Source organism: Kitasatospora sp. GAS1066B (assembly GCF_041262605.1).
Classification (GTDB): domain Bacteria; phylum Actinomycetota; class Actinomycetes; order Streptomycetales; family Streptomycetaceae; genus Kitasatospora.
Genome location: NZ_JBGCCO010000032.1, coordinates 42,695 through 62,980, shown reverse-complemented (window position 1 = coordinate 62,980; position 20,286 = coordinate 42,695). Strand labels below are relative to the sequence as shown.

The 20,286-nt window shown below is 71.6% G+C and carries 17 protein-coding genes and 1 tRNA gene; 10 read left to right on the top strand and 8 right to left on the bottom strand.

The genetic code is table 11. The features are described 5' to 3' along the window. The first annotated feature begins 108 nt into the window (after positions 1 to 108). The 4 genes from ABH937_RS30025 (at position 109) to ABH937_RS30010 (ending at position 5,344) form a co-directional block, all read left to right on the top strand. Positions 109 to 1,407: an MFS transporter gene (locus tag ABH937_RS30025; RefSeq protein WP_370220078.1), complete on the top strand. Its 1,299-nt coding sequence runs from the start codon at positions 109 to 111 to the stop codon at positions 1,405 to 1,407. 70 nt (positions 1,408 to 1,477) lie between these two features. Beyond that, the gene (locus ABH937_RS30020) at positions 1,478 to 2,302 is read left to right on the top strand and encodes an SDR family NAD(P)-dependent oxidoreductase (RefSeq protein WP_370220076.1); all 825 of its coding nucleotides are present in this window, start codon (positions 1,478 to 1,480) and stop codon (positions 2,300 to 2,302) included. A gap of 30 nt (positions 2,303 to 2,332) precedes the next feature. Beyond that, the gene (locus tag ABH937_RS30015) at positions 2,333 to 3,310 is read left to right on the top strand and encodes an aromatase/cyclase (protein ID WP_370220075.1); all 978 of its coding nucleotides are present in this window, start codon (positions 2,333 to 2,335) and stop codon (positions 3,308 to 3,310) included. 45 nt (positions 3,311 to 3,355) lie between these two features. Continuing rightward, positions 3,356 to 5,344: an AMP-binding protein gene (locus ABH937_RS30010; RefSeq protein ID WP_370220074.1), complete on the top strand. Its 1,989-nt coding sequence runs from the start codon at positions 3,356 to 3,358 to the stop codon at positions 5,342 to 5,344. A 73-nt stretch (positions 5,345 to 5,417) separates the two neighbouring features. On the opposite strand, the gene ABH937_RS30005 is transcribed toward ABH937_RS30010, so the two are convergent. Beyond that, the gene (locus tag ABH937_RS30005) at positions 5,418 to 6,206 is read right to left on the bottom strand and encodes a cyclase family protein (protein ID WP_370220073.1); all 789 of its coding nucleotides are present in this window, start codon (positions 6,204 to 6,206) and stop codon (positions 5,418 to 5,420) included. Positions 6,207 to 6,352: 146 nt separating this feature from the next. On the opposite strand from ABH937_RS30005, the gene ABH937_RS30000 reads away from it, so the two are divergent. Genes ABH937_RS30000 through ABH937_RS29990 form a run of 3 tightly spaced genes read left to right on the top strand, consistent with a single transcriptional unit; the run spans position 6,353 to position 8,597 of the window. Next, the gene (locus ABH937_RS30000) at positions 6,353 to 6,805 is read left to right on the top strand and encodes a nuclear transport factor 2 family protein (protein WP_370220072.1); all 453 of its coding nucleotides are present in this window, start codon (positions 6,353 to 6,355) and stop codon (positions 6,803 to 6,805) included. Positions 6,806 to 6,810: 5 nt separating this feature from the next. Continuing rightward, positions 6,811 to 8,379, top strand: a complete 1,569-nt coding sequence (locus tag ABH937_RS29995) for an acyl-CoA carboxylase subunit beta (protein ID WP_370220093.1) — start codon at positions 6,811 to 6,813, stop codon at positions 8,377 to 8,379. 8 nt (positions 8,380 to 8,387) lie between these two features. After that, complete coding sequence (locus ABH937_RS29990; RefSeq protein WP_280692643.1) at positions 8,388 to 8,597, top strand: acyl-CoA carboxylase epsilon subunit; 210 nt, start codon at positions 8,388 to 8,390, stop codon at positions 8,595 to 8,597. A 63-nt stretch (positions 8,598 to 8,660) separates the two neighbouring features. On the opposite strand, the gene ABH937_RS29985 is transcribed toward ABH937_RS29990, so the two are convergent. Next, positions 8,661 to 9,065, bottom strand: coding sequence for a nuclear transport factor 2 family protein (locus tag ABH937_RS29985; protein WP_280692645.1), 405 nt, complete (start codon positions 9,063 to 9,065; stop codon positions 8,661 to 8,663). A gap of 174 nt (positions 9,066 to 9,239) precedes the next feature. Here ABH937_RS29985 and ABH937_RS29980 point away from each other — a divergent pair, with 174 nt between their 5' ends. Then, positions 9,240 to 10,103 (top strand): MerR family transcriptional regulator, encoded by an 864-nt coding sequence (locus ABH937_RS29980; protein WP_280692647.1) that lies wholly within the window; start codon positions 9,240 to 9,242, stop codon positions 10,101 to 10,103. Positions 10,104 to 10,244: 141 nt separating this feature from the next. Here the strand turns inward: ABH937_RS29980 and ABH937_RS29975 are convergent, their stop codons facing one another. The 6 genes from ABH937_RS29975 to ABH937_RS29950 form a co-directional block, all read right to left on the bottom strand. After that, on the bottom strand, positions 10,245 to 12,467 hold the full coding sequence (locus tag ABH937_RS29975; protein ID WP_370146611.1) for an MMPL family transporter: 2,223 nt from the start codon (positions 12,465 to 12,467) through the stop codon (positions 10,245 to 10,247). Between the two features lie 349 nt (positions 12,468 to 12,816). Further along, positions 12,817 to 13,653, bottom strand: a complete 837-nt coding sequence (locus tag ABH937_RS29970; protein ID WP_280692651.1) for a DUF4097 family beta strand repeat-containing protein — start codon at positions 13,651 to 13,653, stop codon at positions 12,817 to 12,819. Positions 13,654 to 13,754: 101 nt separating this feature from the next. Next, positions 13,755 to 14,300: a hypothetical protein gene (locus ABH937_RS29965; protein WP_280692653.1), complete on the bottom strand. Its 546-nt coding sequence runs from the start codon at positions 14,298 to 14,300 to the stop codon at positions 13,755 to 13,757. 193 nt (positions 14,301 to 14,493) lie between these two features. After that, complete coding sequence (locus ABH937_RS29960; RefSeq protein ID WP_280692654.1) at positions 14,494 to 14,856, bottom strand: DoxX family protein; 363 nt, start codon at positions 14,854 to 14,856, stop codon at positions 14,494 to 14,496. Between the two features lie 123 nt (positions 14,857 to 14,979). Continuing rightward, complete coding sequence (locus tag ABH937_RS29955; protein ID WP_370220071.1) at positions 14,980 to 16,476, bottom strand: DHA2 family efflux MFS transporter permease subunit; 1,497 nt, start codon at positions 16,474 to 16,476, stop codon at positions 14,980 to 14,982. Between the two features lie 226 nt (positions 16,477 to 16,702). After that, positions 16,703 to 16,776: transfer RNA gene (locus ABH937_RS29950), tRNA-Lys, on the bottom strand. A gap of 128 nt (positions 16,777 to 16,904) precedes the next feature. Here ABH937_RS29950 and ABH937_RS29945 point away from each other — a divergent pair. Both ABH937_RS29945 and pgi read left to right on the top strand, forming a co-directional pair. Further along, positions 16,905 to 18,485: a Na+/H+ antiporter gene (locus ABH937_RS29945; protein WP_370220070.1), complete on the top strand. Its 1,581-nt coding sequence runs from the start codon at positions 16,905 to 16,907 to the stop codon at positions 18,483 to 18,485. Positions 18,486 to 18,624: 139 nt separating this feature from the next. After that, entirely contained in the window at positions 18,625 to 20,280 is a 1,656-nt protein-coding gene (pgi, locus tag ABH937_RS29940; RefSeq protein WP_280692660.1) for a glucose-6-phosphate isomerase, read from the top strand. The last annotated feature ends 6 nt before the right edge of the window (positions 20,281 to 20,286 follow it).

The following is a 20,286-nucleotide window of genomic DNA, read 5'->3' as shown; positions in this document are numbered from 1 at the left end:
TTCCCGCGAGGTGTGTGAGCTTTCCCCTGCCCAGCATGCCTTCTCGCGCCGCTCCGGGTGCCTGCATACTCCGAGTCCTCCCCATTCCCCGACTCAGGACGGCGACCTGTGGCCTCGGCCGACCCGAAGACCGATACCGCGACCACTTCTGACCGATCGTCGGGTGAGGATCCCGGCTCCGCACCCTCCTGGCTGGTCGCCCGCGGCCTGCTGCTGGAGCGCGGGCCGCGCCGCACCCTCGCCACCGCGAGCTTCGTCAACATGGTGGGCAGCGGCGTCTTCATGATCAGTGCGGCGCTCTTCTTCACCCGCTCGGTCGGGCTCTCGCTCTCGCGGGTCGGGGTGGGGATGGGCATCGGCGCGCTGGTCGGGCTGCTCTCCGGGATCCCGGTGGGGCGACTGGCGGATCGGCGCGGGCCGCGCGAGGTCTACCTGATGACGCTCACCGCGCAGGCCCTGGCGATGGCCGCGTTGGTGCTGGTGCACTCGTTCTGGGTCTTCGTCCTCGTGGTCTGCCTCACCGAGCTGGCCGGCTCGGCCAGTCAGGCGGCCCGAGCGCCGCTGACCCGAGGGCTGGCGGGGCCGAAGCCGGCCGCGTTCCGGGCCTACCTGCGGGCGGTGGTCAACCTGGCGGGCAGTCTGGGGGCGGTGCTGGCCGCGCTGGTCGTCCAGTTGGACACCCGCACCGCCTACGTCTGCCTGGTGCTCGGCAACGCGCTCAGCTTCCTGGCCGCCGCCCTGCTGGCCCGCCGGCTGCCGTCCCTGCCGCCGGTTCCGCCGCCGCCCGGGGGCGAACGGATGAGCGCGGCCCGGGACCACCCGTTCCTGGTCTACTCGGTACTGGCCGCGATCACCGCCCTCCAGGGTGATGTGCTGCTCTTCGCGCTGCCGCTGTGGATCGTCGAGCACACCCACGCGCCGCGCTGGCTGGTCGGGGCGAGCGCGCTGGCCAACACCCTGCTGGTGGTGTTCCTACAGGTCCGGGTGAGCCGGGGGATCGACACCAACGCGACCGCCGCCCGTGCCTGGCGCCGCTCGGGGTGGGCGTTCCTGGTCGGGATGACGCTGATCGGGCTGACCGCCGGGCTGCCCGGCGGCCTGGCGGTGCTGCTGATCGCGCTGGGCGCGGGAGTGCACACGGTCGGCGAGATCTGGCAGGCGGCCGGGTCGTTCCAGCTGAAGTACGCCCTGGCACCCGCGCACGCGCAGGGGCAGTACACCGGGATCGCCAGGATCGGCAACGGGCTGGCCGATGTCGCGGCGCCCTCGGTCCTCGGCTACCTGTGCGTCAGCCAGGGCACGTTCGGCTGGCTGCTGATGGGCGGGGTCTTCGTCGCGGCGGGGCTGGCGATCCCGCCCGTGGTCCGGTGGGCCGAGCGGGCGCACCCGGATCGAGTCACCCTGTAGCCGCTGCCGAGTCCGCGCTGTGAAGCTCGCGGCGGTATCGCCTGAGGGGACCCGAGAGGAGCGGCAGCCGATGTCCGAGCAGCAGCCCGAAACCGAGCAGCAGGTGAAGGCCGAGCCACAGCTACACCGGACGGCCCTGGTCACCGGGGGCACCAGCGGGATAGGCCTGGCGTCGGTCGAACTGCTGGCCGAGCAGGGGCACGCGGTCTTCCTCTGCGGTCGGGACGCCGGAGTCGTGCAGAGCGTGGTCGACAAGCTGCGCGGGCGTGGCCTGGAGGTGACCGGCGCCCGCGCCGACGTCCGCTCGGCGGCCGACGTGCGCGCCCTGGTGGAGCAGGCCGTGGCGCTCTACGGACCGGTCAACGTGCTGGTCAACAACGCCGGTCGGGGCGGCGGCGGACGGACCGAGGAGATCCCGGACGAACTCTGGGACGACGTCATCGAGACCAACCTGACCAGCGTCTTCCGCGTCACCCGCGAGGTGCTGACCACCGGTCGGATGCGCGAGGGCGGGCCAGGGCGGGTGATCAGCATCGCCTCCACCGGCGGCAAGCAGGGCGTGCTGCTCGCCGCCCCGTACTCGGCCTCCAAGCACGGCGTGATCGGCTTCACCAAGGCGCTCGGCCTCGAGCTGGCGACCAGCGGCATCACCGTCAACGCGGTCTGCCCCGGGTACGTCGAGACACCGATGGCCGAGCGGGTCCGGCTGGGCTTCGCCGACCACTGGGGCATCACCGAGGCGGAGGTGCTGGCCCGGTTCGAGGCCAAGATCCCGCTCGGCCGCTACACCACCGCCCAGGAGGTGGCCGCGATGGTCGGCTACCTGGCCGGCGAGCACGCTGCCGCGATCACCGCGCAGGCGCTCAACGTCTGTGGTGGGTTGGGCAGTTACTGATCGCCAGTCATCCATCGGAGGGAGAGAGCGGTGGCACTGCTCGGCACCCGGGTCACCCGGCACCGGATCACCGTCGCGGCGAGCCCGGAGCGGGTCTTCGGGCTGATCGCCGACGCGGCCGGCTGGCCGCAGGTCTTCGGCCCCACGGTTCACGTCGAGGTCGGCGAAAGCGACGGTGAAAGCGACCAGGCCGAGCAACTGCTGCGGATCTGGGCCTTCGCCAACGGCGAGGTGCGCGGCTGGACCTCCCGCCGCTCGCTCGACCCGGCCCGCCACCGGGTCGCCTTCCGCCAGCTGGTCTCCTCGCCGCCGGTCGCCGGCATGGGCGGCGAGTGGCAGGTCGGCGCGGTCGAAGGCGGCAGCGAGGTGGTCCTGCTGCACGACTTCTCGGCCGTGGCCGACGACCCGGACGCGGTGACCTGGATCGAGCAGGCGATCGACCGCAACAGCACCGCCGAGCTGCGGGCACTCGCCGCGGCCGCGGCGGCGCCGGACGACGGTGCCGCCGACGCACCGCGGTTCACCTTCCGCGACTCGGTACGGATCGACGGCGCCGCGGCGGACGTCTTCGACTTCCTCGACCGGGCCGACCGGTGGCCGAGCCGGCTGCCGCACGTGGCCCGCGTCGACTTCAGCGAGCGGGGCGGTGTGCAGTACCTGGAGATGGACACCCGCGCCCCGGACGGCGGCGTGCACACCACCAGTTCGGTCCGGCTCTCCTTCGCCGACCGCGCCACCATCGTCTACAAGCAGGTCAAGGTGCCACCCGTGATGGCCGCGCACACCGGCCGCTGGGTGATCGAGGCGGACCCGGACGGCGGCCCCGGCCTGCTCGCCACCTCCTGGCACACCGTCACCCTCGACCCGGCGGGCATCGCCGAACTGCTCGGCCCGGACGCCACGGTGGCCCAGGCCCGCGAGCGGGTCCGGCACGCGCTGGGCACCAACAGCGCCACCACGCTGCGCCACGCCAAGGAGTTCGCCGAACGCCGCCGTACCGGCCGCTGAGCCCGCCGCCGGCCACTCGACACCCCGCACACCAGGAGGCGCCCGATGCTCACCGTCCCGCCCGGCACGGTCGACGTGCTGCTCGCCGAGTCCGCCCGCCGCCACCCTGGCCACCCCGCGCTGCACACCGCCGCCGGGGAGTTGAGCTTCGCCGAGCTGGACCGCCGGGTCGACGTCTGGGCTGGGCAGTTGGTGAACGGGCTCGGCCGCGACGGCGTTCGGATCGCCGTCTCCTCCCTGCTGCACCCGGACTTCCCGGTCGGCTACTACGCGGTGCTGCGCAGCGGCAACACCGTGGTGCCGCTCAACCCGTTGCTGCCGGATCCGGCGCTGCGCCACCTGCTGGCCGCCGCCAAGGTCGCCGTCGCGCTGGTCGGCCCCGAGCTGGCCGACCGGCTGGCCGCACTGCGTGCCGAACTCCCGTCGCTGGAGCAGGTGCTGGTGATCGGCGGTGATCGTCCGGTGGACCTGGCGCCAGGTCGGCTGCGCGGCACCGTGCCCTCGGACGCAGTCCAGCCGGCGGTGAGCGTGCTGCCGGCGGCGATCGCCTTCACCAGCGGCACCACCGGACCGGCCAAGGCCGTCGCGCTCGGCCACCACGCGATCAAGTCCTGCGCCGCCCAGTTCGCCCACACCAACCGGGTGGACGCCGCCTCGACGCTCTTCGCGCAGCTGCCGATCTTCTCCCCGCTGCACCTCAACGCGGCGGTGTTCGCCGGAGCCGCGCAGGTGGTCGGGCCGGGTGGCCTGGGCGGCAGCGCCGCCGAGACGGTCGAGCTGGCCGACCGCTACGGGGCCACCCACTACTACGCGCTCCCGGTGACGCTGGCCAGGCTGGCCGCCGACCCGGGGCTCGAAGCGCTCAAGTTCCGTACCGTGCGCCAGATCGCGGCCGGCAACGCGACCCTGCCCGCCCCCGTGGTGCGCACCCTCGCCGCGCAGTTCGGCGTCCCCGTCTTCCAGGGTTACGGGCTCACCGAGGCCGCCTACCTGCTGCACTCCGACGGCCCGGTCGACCCGCGCCCCGGCTCGGCCGGTCCGGCGCTGCCCGACACCCGCTCGCAGGTGGTCGACCTGGTCACCCGGCGCCCGCTGCCGCCCGGAGTGGCGGGCGAACTCCTGGTCCAGGGACCGCAGTTGATGCTCGGCTACCTGGACCGCCCGGACCTCGAACCGTTCGACGCCGACGGCTGGTTCGCCACCGGCGACGTGGTGCGGCTGGACGCGGACGGCTACCTGTACGTGCTGGACCGGGTGGCCGACGTCTTCCACCGCGCCGGCGAGTTGGTCTGCCCCTCGGTGTTGGAACGGGCGCTGCTGGCGCACCCGTTGGTGCGCGACGCCGCCGTGGTGGACGGCCGGGACGCGGTCGGCGATCCGGCCCCGATGGCCTTCGTCGTCCTCGCCGAGCCCACCGCCGAGCCCACCGCCGAGCCCACCGCCGAGTCCACCGCCGAGTCCACCGTCGTGGTCGCCGAACTCCCCGCCATCCTTGCCGAGGTCAACGCCGAACTCCCCACCGCCCAGCGGATCGTCCACGCCGAGCCGCTGCCCGATATCCCGCGCCAGCCGACCAACGGCAAGGTGAACCGCGCCGCGCTGCGCGCCGAACTGCGGGCCCGCACGGACCATCTCCACGAGCAGCTGGCGCAGTTCTACGCCCGTCAGGCGCAGGCCGTGGACGACGGTCAACTGGATGTCTACGGCGCCACCTTCCACCCCGAGGCCGAGTTCGCCGCCGCCGGCTCCCCGGATGCGTTGCGCGGCCGGGGAGCCATCGTCGAGCACAGCCGGCGCAAGCGTGCCGAGCGCGCGGCCACCGGCCAGGTCAACCGCCACCTGATCAGCGGACTGACCGTGCGGCGGCACGGTGACGGCCGGCTGATCGCCGAGGCTCATACGCTGATCGTCGCCACCCTGCCGGGCGAGCGCCCGTCCGTCCTGGCGGGTGCCCGGCTGACCGACGAACTGGTCTGGAGTGCCACCGCCGGCTGGCAGGTGACGAAGCGTCTGATCACCTCCGACCGGTCCTGACCAGCCCTGGCGTCACCAGGCCCAGGGCGGCCCCGGCTCAGGCCGGGGCCGCCCTGTCCGACCGGCCGCCCTGTCAGTCGCCGTCCGCGACATGCGCGACCGCCCGGGTCCACCCCGCGCCCGCCCGGGCGATCTTGACCGGGAAGCAGCTCACCGTGAAGCCGTACGGCCGCGGCAGGGCCGCCAGTCCGGCCAGCCGCTCGATCTGGCAGTACTCCTGCTCCCGCCCGGCGAAGTGGGCCGGCCAGAGCACCGAGCGGTCCCCGGTGGCTCGGTAGCGGGTGATGATGTCGCCGAACGGCGCGTCCAGGCTGAACGCGTCGGTGCCGATCACCCGGATGCCCAGGTCGAGCAGGAACCGGGTGGCCGAGCCGTCCAGGCCGGTGAACTCGGTGAAATAGCGCTGGGTGCCGCCCCATTGGTCGGCGCCGGTGTGCAGCAGCGCGATGTCCAGCGGCCGCGGCCGGTAGCCGATCCGGTCCAGCGCGGCGCGCAGGTCGGCGGCGTCGGCCACCGCGCGCCCCTGCTCCCGGTGCCCCCGCAGATCCAGCACGAAGCCGGGCCGGTGGAACCAGTCCAGCGGCAGCTGGTCGATGGTCCGCCCCTCGGTGCCGTCCGCCCGGGTGCCGTAGTGCGCGGGCGCGTCGACGTGTGTCCCGGTGTGCGTGGTCAGCGACATCATGTCGTTGGTCAGGAACTCGCCGCCCGGCAGCTCCTCGGGGGAGAAGTCGACGCCGAACGCGGTCCGCATCCCCTCCGTCATGTGCTTGGCGCCCTCGGCGGCCGACAGGATGGTGTGGGTGATCGGGTCGGGTTCCCAGCGGTGGGCGTCCACCGTGGCGGACAGGTCGATCAGCGGCATGAGGTCCCTCCCAGGGCGTGCGGCCGGCCCGTCCAGCATCGGCCGCCGCCCTCGAACGGAACTCGAACTCGCTCGAACGTGACCCGAACAGAGCCCGATGACAGGACTCCACCGCATCTCCAGCGCCCCGCGCCACCCTGCACCGCATGCAGGCTGAGCACGTGTATTCGGGGATCCTGGACTTCTACGCCCGCCAGATGCAGACCATCGACGAGGGCGACGCCGTGGGCTGGGCGGCCACCTTCACCGAGGACGGCGTCTTCGCCTCCAACGGCCTGCCCGAGCCGGTGCGCGGCCGGGCCGCGATCGAGGCGGGCACCCTGGTGAACGTCGCCGCGCGCCGGGCCGAGCGAGTGACGCACCGTCATCTCCTCAGCGCGCTCGTGGTGTGGCCCAGGGGCGCGGACGAGGTCTTCGCCCGCTCCTACGTCCTGGTGCTGGAGAGCAGGGGGCCCGACGCGCCGCGGCCGTTCGTCAGCACCGTGCTGGAGGACGTCCTGGTCCGCCGGACCGCCGCCGCCGACTGGCAGGTGCGCAGTCGATCCGTGCTGCGGGACGACCGTCCGTCCATCCGTACCTCAGGAACAGGTGAGCCATGACCACCATGATCAGCACCGACGAGGACACCCTGCGCGCCCGTACCGCCGAGTTGCGGGCGCTGCGCGAGCGGGTCCGGCAGGGCCCCAGCCGGCAGGCGACCGAGGCGCAGCATGCCAAGGGCAAGCTGACGGCCCATGAACGGATCGAGCTGCTGCTGGACGAGGACTCCTTCCACGAGGTCGAGGGGTTACGCCGGCACCGTGCCACCGGGTTCGGCCTGGAGGACCGGAAGCCGCACAGCGACGGCGTGATCACCGGGTGGGGGCTGGTCCGCGGGCGGACCGTCTTCGTCTACGCGCACGACTTCCGGATCTTCGGCGGCGCGCTGGGCGAGGCGCACGCGCAGAAGATCCACAAGATCATGGACATGGCCATCGCGGCCGGTGCCCCGCTGGTCTCGCTCAACGACGGTGCCGGCGCCCGGATCCAGGAGGGCGTCACCGCGCTGGCCGGCTACGGCGGCATCTTCCAGCGCAACGTCAAGGCCTCCGGCGTGATCCCGCAGATCTCCGTGATGCTCGGGCCCTGCGCGGGCGGCGCGGCCTACAGCCCCGCGCTGACCGACTTCGTCTTCATGGTCCGCGAGACCTCGCAGATGTTCATCACCGGACCGGACGTGGTCCAGGCCGTCACCGGCGAGAAGATCAGCCAGAACGGCCTGGGCGGCGCCGACGTGCACGGCAGCGTCTCGGGCGTGGCCCACTTCGTCTACGACGACGAGCAGTCCTGCCTGGAAGAGGTCCGCTACCTGCTCTCGCTGCTGCCGCAGAACAACCGTGAGACGCCGCCCGTGGTGCTCTGCGACGACCCGGTGGACCGGCGCACCGAGGTCCTGCTCGACATGGTCCCCGCCTCCGGCTGCCGCCCGTACGACATGCGCCGGGTGGTCGAGGAGATCGTCGACCACGGCGAGTACCTGGAGATCCACGAGAGTTGGGCCACCAGTGTGCTGATCGTGCTGGCCCGGATCGAGGGGCGGGTGGTGGGCATCGTCGCCAACCAGCCGCAGAACCTGGCCGGCGTGCTGGACATCCACTCCTCGGAGAAGGCGGCCCGCTTCGTGCAGATGTGCGACGCGTTCAGCATCCCGCTGGTCACCCTGGTGGACGTGCCAGGCTTCCTGCCGGGCCGCGACCAGGAGCACGGCGGCATCATCCGGCACGGCGCCAAGCTGCTCTACGCCTACTGCAACGCCACCGTGCCGCGGATCCAGCTGATCATGCGCAAGGCGTACGGCGGCGCCTACATCGTGATGGACTCCCGCTCGGTCGGCGCCGACCTCTCCTACGCCTGGCCGACCAACGAGATCGCCGTGATGGGCGCCGAGGGCGCGGCCAACGTGGTCTTCCGCCGCGAGATCGCCGCCTCGGACGACCCCGACGCGACCCGGGAGCGCCGGGTGAAGGAGTACCGCGAGGAGCTGATGCACCCCTACTACGCGGCCGAGCGCGGCCTGGTGGACGACGTCATCGACCCCGCCGAGACCCGCTCCGTGCTCGCCCACGCCCTCGCCGTCCTGCGCGGCAAGCACACCGATCTGCCGGCCCGCAAGCACGCCAACCCCCCGATGTGAGGAACGAGATGCTGACCCTTCAGGTCCTGCACGGCAATCCCACGCCCGACGAACTCGCCGCGCTGACCGCCGTCCTGCTGGCCCGGGCGGCCCAGGCGGCCCACCCCGCGATCGCGGCCACCACCCGCTCGCACGCGCACACCCCGCACCGCCGCCGCACCTCGTGGCGGATGGCCACCAGCTACCGGCCGCCGGCGGCCTGGGCTTCGGTGAGCTGAGCTTCGGTGGGGTGAGCCGGACCAGGTGGAGCGCGTCCAGGCTCACCCTCGCGAGTCCAACCCCTATGCCTCGGGCAACGGCTGGACGGTCAGGTGGTAGTCCTGCCGGATCCGCCCGTCCTCGTCCAGCACGAGGAAGACCCGGGCGGCCCAGGCCACTTCACCGACCTGAGGGCCCTTGGCATAGGTCAGCTGGATGGTGAACATGACCACGTCGCCGTGAACGGTGACGTGGTCATCGTCCGTGACGTGGTACTCACCGGGGGCGACGAGCAGCCCGTACGCCTCCGCGACCCGGTCCACCAGCCCGGCGTGGCCGCGGAACTGGACGCCCTCGACGAACTCGACGCCGTCCGAGGCCCACAACTCGGCGACGGCGCGCTCGCGGACGGCGGCGTCCGGCTCGCTCCAGACGGCGGTGTAGCGTTCCACGATCTGGTCGACGTCCGTGGTGGTGATCTGCGGCATGGTCGGTCAACTCCCTTGCTCGGTGCATGTCTCGGTGCGTGTCTCGGTGCGTGTCTTGGTAGGTGTTCGGCCGGGATCCGGCCGTGGTCACCAGCGTCCGGGCGGTCGTCGCGGGAGGGTCAAGGGGATCATCGCGCCGGACTCTCCCCCTGGGGGAGGGCGCACAATCGCGGAGTGACGAGCTACCTGTCGATCGGCGATTTCGCGCGCGCGACCCACCTGACGGTCAAGACCCTGCGCCACTACCACGAGATCGGCCTGCTGGAACCAGCCGAGGTCGACCCGCAGACCGGGTATCGGCGCTACTCGGTCGAGCAACTCCCCACGGCCCAGGTGGTGCGCCGCTTCCGGGACCTCGGGATGCCGCTGGAGGAGGTCAGGACCGTCCTGGCCGCCTCGGACGTGGCGGCCCGCAACCGGCACATCAGCGCGCATCTGAGCCGGTTGGAGGAGGAGTTGGGCCGCACGCGGCGCGCGGTCGCGGCGCTGCGTGACCTGCTGACGCCGCCCGGGCCAGAGGACGCACCTGCGATCGAGCTGCGCAGCGTCGGCGCGATCCAGGCCGCGGCGGTCACCGCGACGGTCCAGGTCCAGGACGTCGGAGCCTGGTTCCAGGGCGCCCTCGGCGAGCTGTTCGCGACCGTGGCGAGCCAGGGGCTGCGGGAGACCGGCCCCGCCGGCGGCGTGTACGCGGATGAGGTGTTCACCCTGCACGAGGGGCAGGTCACCATCTTCGTCCCCTGCGACGGTCCCGTCCGGCCGGTCGGCAGGGTTGAACCGCTGCTCGTGCCGCCGGTGGAGCTCGCCGTGATCGAGCACTGCGGCCCGCCGTCCGAGGTCGACCGTGCTTACGGCGCGCTGGCCGGCTACGTCTCACGCCACGCGCTCGCCGTCGATGGCCCGATCCGTGAGTACTACCTGGTCGGCCGGCGGCAGACCCCGGACAGCGCGCTGTGGCGCACCGAGGTCTGCTGGCCGGTCTTCCGCACCGGCGTCGCTGCCCATGGCAGCGCAGCCGAGCCGTCCGAAACGGCGTAGCGCCGTAACGGCGTCGGCTACCTGCAAGGCAGGTAGCCGACAGTTCAGTTGCCCCGCCCCAGCTGCCTGAAGCTTCCTCGGCACCCGAGACGGCGGTGGGCCACCCCGACCGGGGCAGCCCACCGCTGATGAGGACTCAGGTCAGAGCAGCACCGCCTCCGGCTCGGCGGCCTCGGCTGCGGCAGCCGCCGCCTCCAGGTCCGCCGTCACCGCCGCCTCGCCACGGCTGTGCGACAGGTCGGGCAGCCAGGTCAGCCAACTCGGCAGGTACCAGTTGCGGTCGCCCAGCAGCGCCATCACAGCGGGCAGCAGCACCCCGCGGATGATCGAGGCGTCGAGGAAGACCGCCACGCCGAGGCCGACGCCGATCTCCTTCATCGAGACCACCGTGAGCGTGCCGAAGATGGCGAACACGCCCACCATGATCACGGCCGCGCTGGTGATCACCCCGGCCGTGCTGCCGATGCCGTGGGCGATCGCGTCCCGGGTGGCGAGCCCCTTGTCGCGGCCCTCCTTGATCCGGGAGACCACGAAGACGTGGTAGTCCATGCTGAGGCCGAAGAGGATGACGAAGAGGAAGAGCGGCAGCCAGGACTCGATCGCGCCCACCTTGTGCGAACCGAGCACCGAGGCTCCCACACCGTGCTGGAAGACCAGGGTCAGCACGCCGTAGGCGGCGCCCACCGAGAGCAGGTTGAGCACCACCGCGGTGACGGCGATGACCAGCGAGCGGAACGACAGCAGCATCAGCACGAAGGCCAGCACCAGCACGAACCCGAAGACCGGCAGCACGCTGCTGCTGAGCTGGTGGTTGAAGTCGATCGAGGTCGCGGTCGAGCCGCCGACGGCCACCTCGGTGCCCGCCACCGTACCGAGCGTGTGCGGGATGACGGTGTCACGCAGTGCCTTCACCGCGTTGACGCTGGCGTTGTCGGTACCGGTACCGGCCAGCGAGAGGTTGATGACGGCGACGCCCTGCTGCGGGTGCAGCGCCACCGAGACCGGCTGGTGCACCTGACCGGTGGCCAGCGCCTCGCGCTGGAAATCGGTGATCGCCTGGGTGACGGCCGGGCTCGAGACGTCCTGCGCCTTGAGCACGACCTGGGCCGGCAACGGGTTGCCCGGGAAGGCCTGCTGGATCCGGTCGCCGGTCGCCACCACGGCGTTGCCGCTGGGCAGTTCCTGGGCCGCGCTGAGCTGCGCGGTGTGCATCCCGAAGACCGGCACGGCCAGCGCCAGCAGCACCCCGGCGGCGAGCACGGTGGAGAGCAGCGGCTTGCCGAGCACGCCGCGGATGATGGCGGCCCAGACGCGGCTGCCGCCGGCCGGGCTGTTCCGGCGCATCCGGGAGAGCAGCGGCACCCGGCCCTTCTCCACCCGGTCGCCGAGCATCGAGAGCAGCGCGGGCAGCACGGTCACCGAGCCGAGCACCGCGACGATGACGACCAGAATGGTGGCCAGACCCATCGCCTGGAAGGTGGCGATGCCGGTGAGGAACATGCCGGCCATCGCGACCGCCACGGTCAGGCCGGAGACCAGCACCGAGTGCCCCGAGGTGGCGGCGGCGATCCGCAGCGCCGTCCCGGCGTCGCGTCCGGCCGCCCGTTCCTCGCGCTCGCGGCGGATGTAGAAGAGGCAGTAGTCGACGCCGACCGCGAGGCCGACCAGCAGCATCACCGAGCTGGCGTTGTCGTCGGTGGGCACCAGGTGGCTGCTGAGCGCGACCAGGCCGAACGCGGCGGTGAACGCGGTGACCGCGAGCGCGACCGGCAGCACGGCGGCGACCAGCGCGCCGAAGACCACCAGCAGGATGCCCAGTGCCAGCGGCACGGCGGTCCACTCGGCCTGGCTGAAGTCGTTGGTGAAGATGTCGTTGAAGGCCTTCTTCGCCCCGGCGTCGCCGAACTCCTGGACCAGCAGCCCGGGCTGGGCCGCCTGGACCTTGGTGACGGCGGTCAGTACCGGCTGCACCCGGTCCGCGGCGGTGTCCGGGTCGCCGCTCATCGAGAAGGTGATCAGCGCCGAGTGCCGGTCGGCGGAGATCGCGCCGCTGTCGTACGGGCTCTGCAGACCGGTCACCGTGCCGGTGCCCTGGACGGCGGCCGTGGCCTGGTCGACGGCGGTGTGGAAGCGCTGGTCGTCGGCGGTGAACTGGCTGCTCTGGATGAGGACGGTCTCGGCGGCGGGTGTGCGCAGCCCGGCGTCGGCAAGGATCTTGACGGCCCGTCCGGACTCGCCGACGCCGTTGTCGACATCCGTCGACTTGGCGGTCCCGACCGCGGTTCCGATCATGGTCGCGAGGACGACGGCGAGCAGCCAGCCCCAGACGGCGGTCTTGCGGTGGCGGGTGCTCCAGTCGCCGATCGCGACGGCGAGTCCGGGCTTGCGGGTCGGCTTGTCGGGTGCGTTGGAGCCGGGCGGACTGGCGCTCGGCCGTCCGGTCGGCCTTGTGGTCGGCCTTGTGGTCACGATGCCCTCCTGGAGGGACGGGTCGGGGAGCCGGCCCGACAGGTGGTCCCGCCGGGCAAGGGGGCTTGCGCGGAGCGCGGCATCCTCCAGGGTGCGCGGGTGAACTTGAGCCCCGGTCGAGTGGCTTACGCACAGCTGACTGATCGTCACGTGAACGTTCTGGTTCGCACGGGCTCGACCGGCCGTCAAGTCCGGCCCCAGAGCCCACGGGTACCATCCCGCAGCCGTTGCGCGTGGTGGCCCCTCAGGCGCGGCGGATCGTGATGTCGCCGAGGCCGGTACGGGCCCGCACCTCGACCGTCTCGTCGGTGGCCTCGGGCCCGTCGGTGGCCCCGAGGGTGTTGTGCACCCGGCCCAGGCCGGTGTTGACGTCGAGCCAGGCGGCGGTGGCCTCCCGGATTCCGACCTCCAGGTCACCGGCGCCGGTCTGCAGCAGGATCTGACCGCGTGCGACGTCGTCGACCCGGATGTCGCCGTGGGCGGACTTGGCCTGGACGCCCGAGCGCGCGATGCCGACCACGATCCGGCCGTTGGAGGAGTTCACCCGCAGGTCGCCGGTGACCTCGCCCACCACCGTCTCGCCGTTGAGGTTCTTCACCGTGGCCGTGCCGGTGACCTCGCCGATCGCGACCCGGCCCGAACCGGTCACTTCGGCGTCGCCCGCCACACGGTCCACCTGGACCCGGCCGTGCGCGGTCCTCAGCCGCACGCCGGCGGCCTCGTCCAACTGGATGTCGCCGGCCGACGTCTTCAACGTGCAGTCCCCGAGCCGGCCTTCGCCGGTGAAGTCGGCCATCGGCGAGTTGCCGTGGATCGCCGAGCCGGTCGGCAGCGCGATGCTGATGTCCAGCGAACCGCTTCGGCCGAACAGCGACCGCTTTCGGGGACCCTTGATCAGCAGGGTGCCGTCCGTGTAGCCGACCTTGGTCTGCTGCGCGGCCCGCACGTCGGCCTCCTCGGTGGGGCTGCTCGGCTGCACCGTCACGACGGTGGTGGCGCGCTTGCTCGCGGTGATCCGTACCGAGCCGATGTCGAACTCGAGGTTCACGGAGATCGGTTCGGGGGTGTCGAATTCAGGCATGGCTGTCCCGTCCTCTTGGCTCGGTGATTCGTTTCCGCCGGTGGCGGGGTGAACGGTGAAAGTGGCGGCGAAGCGCGACGAAGGCTCGATGGACCAGCGGGCTAGCGCACCCAGCCGGTGTACCCCTGCTGGCGCCAGTGCCGACTGCCGCCCGGGCGGCCACGGTCGCCGGGATCCAGCGCGGTGGCCACGGCGCGCACCAGCCAGGCGTTGCCCGAGAGGCCTTCCTGTGCCGCCGCCTCCTCGAGCCGGGCTTTGAGATGGGCGGGGAGGCGGAAGTTGATCCGCGCCATCCCGCCCTCGTCCCCCTCCGGAGCGACTGCGGCCGTGGCTGCCGCCACGCTCGGCGCGGGTGGCGCCGCCGGCCCGCTGTCGGGCCCGCCCGGGTGCTCGTAGGCCGGCCGGCTCGGCGGTGTCACCACGAATTCCGGATCGAGCCCGCGCAGCCGCAGATCCACCGAGCCGGGTGCCAACTCCAGTGTCACCTCGCCCATGGCGGCCGAGAGCGCGCTCAGCAGGACGAGGCGAGCGGCTGACTCCAGCGGTGCGGTGAGCCGCTCGGCCAGGGCGCGGGTCTCATCTCCGCCCGCGTCCGCGGCGACCGCGAGTTCATGGCGGAGGTTGTCGATGTACGGCGTGAGGTCCATGACGCCATCGTGGCGCATCGATGGCGCCACTGCAAACATCATGCCGCCAAATGGGTGCCATATTGGCTCCATTGCTTCGCCGGTCCAACATCTCGGGGGCGTTGTGCCACCCCGGCGCCCGGACCTCCTGGGAGCACCGAAGGCGTGTGGCGCACGGCAACTGCCGTGCGCCACACGCCTTCGACGGATCAGGTCAGGAGCTCTGCACCCGCGAGATGATCATGATCAGCGCGCAGGCCAGGAAGAGGGTGTACGGCACCAGTTCCTTGCCCGTGTCCCCGTGCGTCACCTGGCGGTAGACGACGAAGCCGCTCAGCAGTGCGAAGAACGAACCGGCCGCCACCGCCGGGGCGGTCTGCCAGAAGCCCTGGATCACGCCGACCACGCCGAGCAGGTCCAGCAGGCCGATCAGCACGATGACGTCGCGGCGTGGCGGGGTGCGGGTCAGTGAGGTGAAGCGGTTGACCGCCACCTGCATGGCGGGGATGCCGGCGATCGCGGAGAGGCCGAACTCGAGGATGAGAACCCCTGAGGCCACGCCGCCGAGGATACGCATGATCTGGACTCCTGCCGGGACGAGGGACGAGGAACGAACGATGCGGGACGAGGGACGAACGATGCGGCGCGAGGGACGAGATGCGCAGCGGTGCGCGGTGCCGTCCAGCGGCGCGGACGGTGATCAGGCGGCTGGCGCCATCGCCTTGGCCACCGCCTCCTCGCTCGGCTTCAGGCCGCGGAACCCGATCAGACCGGTGACCAGGCTCAGCCCGGCCCAGATCAGCAGGACCGCGAAGCCGCGGTGCAGCGCCTGGGTCAGCGCCTCGCCCGGCTGGACGCCGTGCGCCATCAGCTGCGCGGCCCGGGACTGCACGGTGGTCGCCGCGACCGCCAGGCCGAAGGCGCCGCCGACCTGGGTGGCGGAGTTGAGCAGTGCCGAGGTGGTGCCGGCGTCGGCGGGTGTGGCCTCGAAGGTGCCGACCACCGGGGTCGGGATCAGGCAGAACAGCAGCCCGACGCCGAGCAGCGCGGTCACCGGCATCATCAGCGTCCAGTAGTTGCTGTCCGGCTTCGCGCCCAGCATCAGCACGATCATGACGATCAGCAGCACGGTGCCGAAGACGTAGAGCACCATCGGGCCGGTCTTGGGGATCAGCTTGGAGACCACGCCGGCGAAGATGATCATCGCCAGGCTGGTCGGGATGTAGGCGAGGCCGGTGCGCATCGGGGTGTAGTGCTGCACGCTCTGCATGAAGAGCGGCAGCATGAAGAAGGTCGGGAGCATGACGCCGGCCGTCAGCAACTGGCCGAGCCCGGCGGAGACCAGGGTCCGACGGCGGAACAGGTGCATCGGGAGCAGCGGCGCGACGCTGCGCAGCTCGATCATGACGAACAGGCCGAGCAGCACCACGGCGGCGGCGAAGGAGCCGAGCGTCAGCCCGTCGCCCCAACCCCGGGTGGTGGTGCAGGTGATGCCGAAGACCAGCGACAGCAGGCCGAGGGTCGAGGTGATGGCGCCCAGGATGTCGGACTGCGGGCGGGCGCCGCTCGGGCGGGCGCCCGAGATCAGGAACGGCGCGGCGATCAGCAGCGCCACTCCGATCGGGATGTTCAGGTAGAAGGCCCAGCGCCAGCCGATGGTGATGATCGCACCGCCGAGCAGGGTGCCCAGCGCCGCGCTGACGCCGACCACGGTGCCCCAGATGCCGAAGGCCTTGGTGCGCTCCTTCGGGTTGGGGAAGCTGGTGACCAGGATGGACAGCGCCGCGGGCGAGACCCCGGCGGCGGCGATGCCCTGCAGGGCACGGGCCCACAGCAACTGGCTCTCGCTGTGTGCGACGCCGGCCAGGAACGAGCCCACGGTGAACAGGGCCAGCCCGGTCATCAGGACGGTGCGCCGGCTCAGCACGTCGGTCAGCCGGCCACCGAGCAGCATCAGGCCGCCGAAGAGCAGCACGTAGACGCTCATCACCCACTGCAGCCCGGTCGGCGACATGTGGAAGGCCGTCTGCAGCTTGGGGGTCATGACGTTGACGACCGTCGCGTCGAGCCCGACCATGAACTCCGCGAACGATACGACGATCAGCACCCACCAGCGCCGACTGTCGGCGGGAGTGCCAGTGGCCTCGACCGTCGTCAGTGGCCCCTCGACCGTCGGCTTCTTCTCGACGATACTCACGATTGCTCCTCAGTCTCCAATGGGTGCGCGTGGCGGTGCGTGTGGTGCGCGTGGACCCGATGAACCCGGATTCAGCCTGCCCGGGCCGACTTGAGCGGGCGTTGAAGAGGGGCGGAGCGCGGCGGGCGGCAGCAGTGCCTGAACGCCGAGAGCGGGAGCGGTGAACGCCGAAACGCCGGAAGGCCCTTCGCTCAGAACTCTGAGCGAAGGGCCTTCCGGCTGTCGGTGCGCCGCCAGGGACTCGAACCCCGGACCCGCTGATTAAGAGTCAGCTGCTCTAACCAACTGAGCTAGCGGCGCCTGCTGACACCGAGAACATTACCTGGTCAGCAGCCGATTCTCCGAATCGGCCGCCCGGCGCGCCGACCTGGCCCGTGCCCGTTTGTCATATCTACACTCACTCTGTCCGTATCGGAGAGGATTCGCCCGTGGGCCAGTTGTCCCTGCTCTTCCTGGTCCTGCTCGCCTCCGTGGTCACCATGCCGCTGGCCCGCCGCACCGGGATTCCGCAGCCCGTGCTGATGACCGTGCTCGGTCTGGTGATGGCGATCATCCCGCAGATCCCGAACATCGCGGTCGACCCCGGGCTGATCCTCCCGCTGGTGCTGCCGCCGCTGATCTTCGCGGTGGCCCGGCGCGCCTCGCTGGCCTATTTCCGGGCCAACCTGCGCTCGATCCTGCTGCTGGCCGTCGCCCTCGTGGTGGTCACCACCACCGTGGTCGCCGTCGCCTTCCACCAGTTGGCGCCCGCCCTGCCGGTGGCCGCCGCGGTGGCGCTCGGCGCGCTGGTCTCACCGCCCGACCCGGTGGCCGCGGTGGCGGTGGCCGGCAGCGTCGGGTTGCCCCGGCGGCTGGTGGCGATACTGGAGAGCGAGGGGCTCTTCAACGACGTCACCGCGATCGTGGTCTACTCGCTGGCCGTCGAGGCGGTGGTGGACGGCGACTTCTCGGTGCCGCACGCGCTGCTGCGCTTCGTCCTCTCCGCGGTGCTGGCGGTGGTGGTGGGCGTGGCACTCGGCTGGCTGGCCACCAAGGTCGCCGGGGTGCTCGACGATCCGACCCAGCAGGTGGCGCTCAACCTGCTGGTGCCGTTCGCCGCCTACACGCTGGCCGAGGCGGCCGAAGGCTCGGGCGTGCTGGCCGTGGTGGTGGTCGGCCTGTACCTGGCCGACCGGGCGGCCGACGCCGACGACGTCTCCTACCGGCTGGTCGGCGGCGCCTTCTGGGACGTGGTGGAGATCCTGATCACCGGCGTCGCCTTCGGCCTGATCGGCCTGGAGTTGGCGACCGTGCTGAAGGACGCCGGGTCCGGCTGGCATTCGATGATCGGCGAGGCGGCGGTGGTGATCGCCGTGGTGGTGCTGGTCCGGCTGGTCTGGCTGCTGCCGGCCGGCTGGATCTCCAAGAGGCTCAGCCGCGGTGAGGACGACGTCCCGATCAGCTGGCGGGAGACCGTGGTGCTCTGGTGGTCGGGCATGCGCGGGGTGGCGACGGTGGCGCTCGCGCTGGCCATCCCGCTCACCACGCACGCCGGCGCCGACTTTCCCGGGCGCGGGCGGATCGTCTTCACGGCGTTCAGCGTGGTGCTCTTCACCCTGCTCGTCCAGGGGCTCTCGCTGCCCTGGCTGGTCAAGCGCCTGGGCATCGACCCGCGCCTGGACCGGCGCGAGCAGCAGCAGCGCCAGCTGTGGGGGCGGGCCGCCCGGGCGGCGCTGGGGCGACTCGCCGAGCTGGAGGAGGAGGACCGGCTGCCGGTTGAACTCGTCGAGAAGCTGCGGGTACGCCAGCATGACCGGCTCGCCCGGCTCTGCCCCGAGCAGTACGAGGAGGAGGAAGCCGCCGAGGCCCGGCAACGGGTCTCCGGCCTGCGCAAACTGCGCTCGGTGGAACAGGAGTTGCTCGCCGCCTCGCGGCGCGAGATGGTCCTGGCGCGCGGTGAGCCGGGCGCCGACCCGGAACTGGTGGATCAAGTGCTGCGCGGGCTGGACCTGCGCTCGGACCGGAATTGACGGCACTGCGTCAGGTGCTGGTGGCGCCAGCCACCCTGACAGTTACGTAGGCTGAAGCCGAGCGACGATGACACTGCCGCACCGGTGCCTGTCTCTCCGGGCCCGCGTACCGCTTCCAGACCGATTCGAGGAGATACCGATGCCCCAGGCCGACGGCCGTACCCCCCTGGACCGCACCCCGCAGTGGGCCGCCCTCGGGAAGCACCGGGAGGAGTTCGGCGACCGGCACCTGCGTGAGCTGTTCGCCGCCGACCCCGAGCGCGGCAGCCGCTACACCCTCCAGGTCGGCGACCTGTACCTGGACTACTCGAAGCACCTGGTCACCGACGAGACCCTGGACCTGCTGCGCGAGCTCGCCGAGGCCACCGACGTGTTCGGCCTGCGCGACGCGATGTTCCGTGGCGAGAAGATCAACGTCACCGAGGACCGCGCCGTCCTGCACACCGCGCTGCGCGCCCCGCGCGGTGCGGTGGTCGAGGTGGACGGCGTCAACGTGGTGCCCGAGGTGCACGCCGTCCTGGACAAGATGGCCGCCTTCTCGAACCGGGTGCGCGGCGGCGAGTGGACCGGTCACACCGGCAAGCGGATCCGCAACGTCGTCAACATCGGCATCGGTGGCTCCGACCTCGGTCCGGCGATGGCCTACGAGGCGCTGCGCTCGTACAGCCACCGGGACCTGACCTTCCACTTCGTCTCCAACGTGGACCCCGCCGACCTGCACGAGGCGGTGCGCGACCTGGACGCGGCCGAGACCCTCTTCATCGTCGCCTCCAAGACCTTCACCACCATCGAGACCATCACCAACGCCACCTCGGCGCGTGACTGGCTGCTCGGCCAACTCGGCGCCGGCCAGGAGGCGGTGGCCAAGCACTTCGTGGCGCTCTCCACCAACGCCCAGGGCGTGGCCGACTTCGGCATCGACGTCGCGAACATGTTCGAGTTCTGGGACTGGGTCGGTGGCCGCTACTCCTACGACTCGGCGATCGGCCTCTCGCTGATGATCGCCATCGGCCCGGAGCAGTTCCGGCAGATGCTGGACGGCTTCCACCTGGTCGACGAGCACTTCCGCACCGCCCCCGCGACCGAGAACGTCCCGCTGCTGCTCGGCCTGCTGGGCGTCTGGTACGGCCAGTTCTTCGACGCCCAGTCGCACGCGGTGCTGCCCTACTCGCACTACCTGTCCAAGTTCACCGCCTATCTGCAGCAGTTGGACATGGAGTCCAACGGCAAGTCGGTGCAGCGCGACGGCAGCCCGGTCGGCTGGACCACCGGCCCTGTGGTCTGGGGCACCCCCGGCACCAACGGCCAGCACGCCTACTACCAGCTGCTGCACCAGGGCACCAAGGTGATCCCGGCCGACCTGATCGGCTTCGCCCAGCCGGTCGGCGACCTGGCCCCGACCCTGGTCGCCCAGCACGACCTGCTGATGGCCAACTTCTTCGCCCAGGCCCAGGCCTTCGCCTTCGGCAAGACCGCCGAGGAGGTCCGCGCCGAGGGCGTGGCCGAGTTCCAGGTCCCGCACCGCACCTTCCGCGGGAACCACCCGACCTCGATCCTGCTCGCCGACCAGCTGACCCCCGCGGTGCTCGGCCAGCTGATCGCGCTCTACGAGCACAAGGTCTTCGTGCAGGGCGCGATCTGGAACATCGACTCCTTCGACCAGTGGGGCGTCGAGCTCGGCAAGGTGCTCGCCAAGAAGATGGAGCCGGTGCTGCTGACCGGCGAGGGTGGCGATCAGCTGGACAGCTCCAGTGCCACCCTGGTCGCCAAGTACCGCGCGCTGCGCGGCCGCTGACCCTCG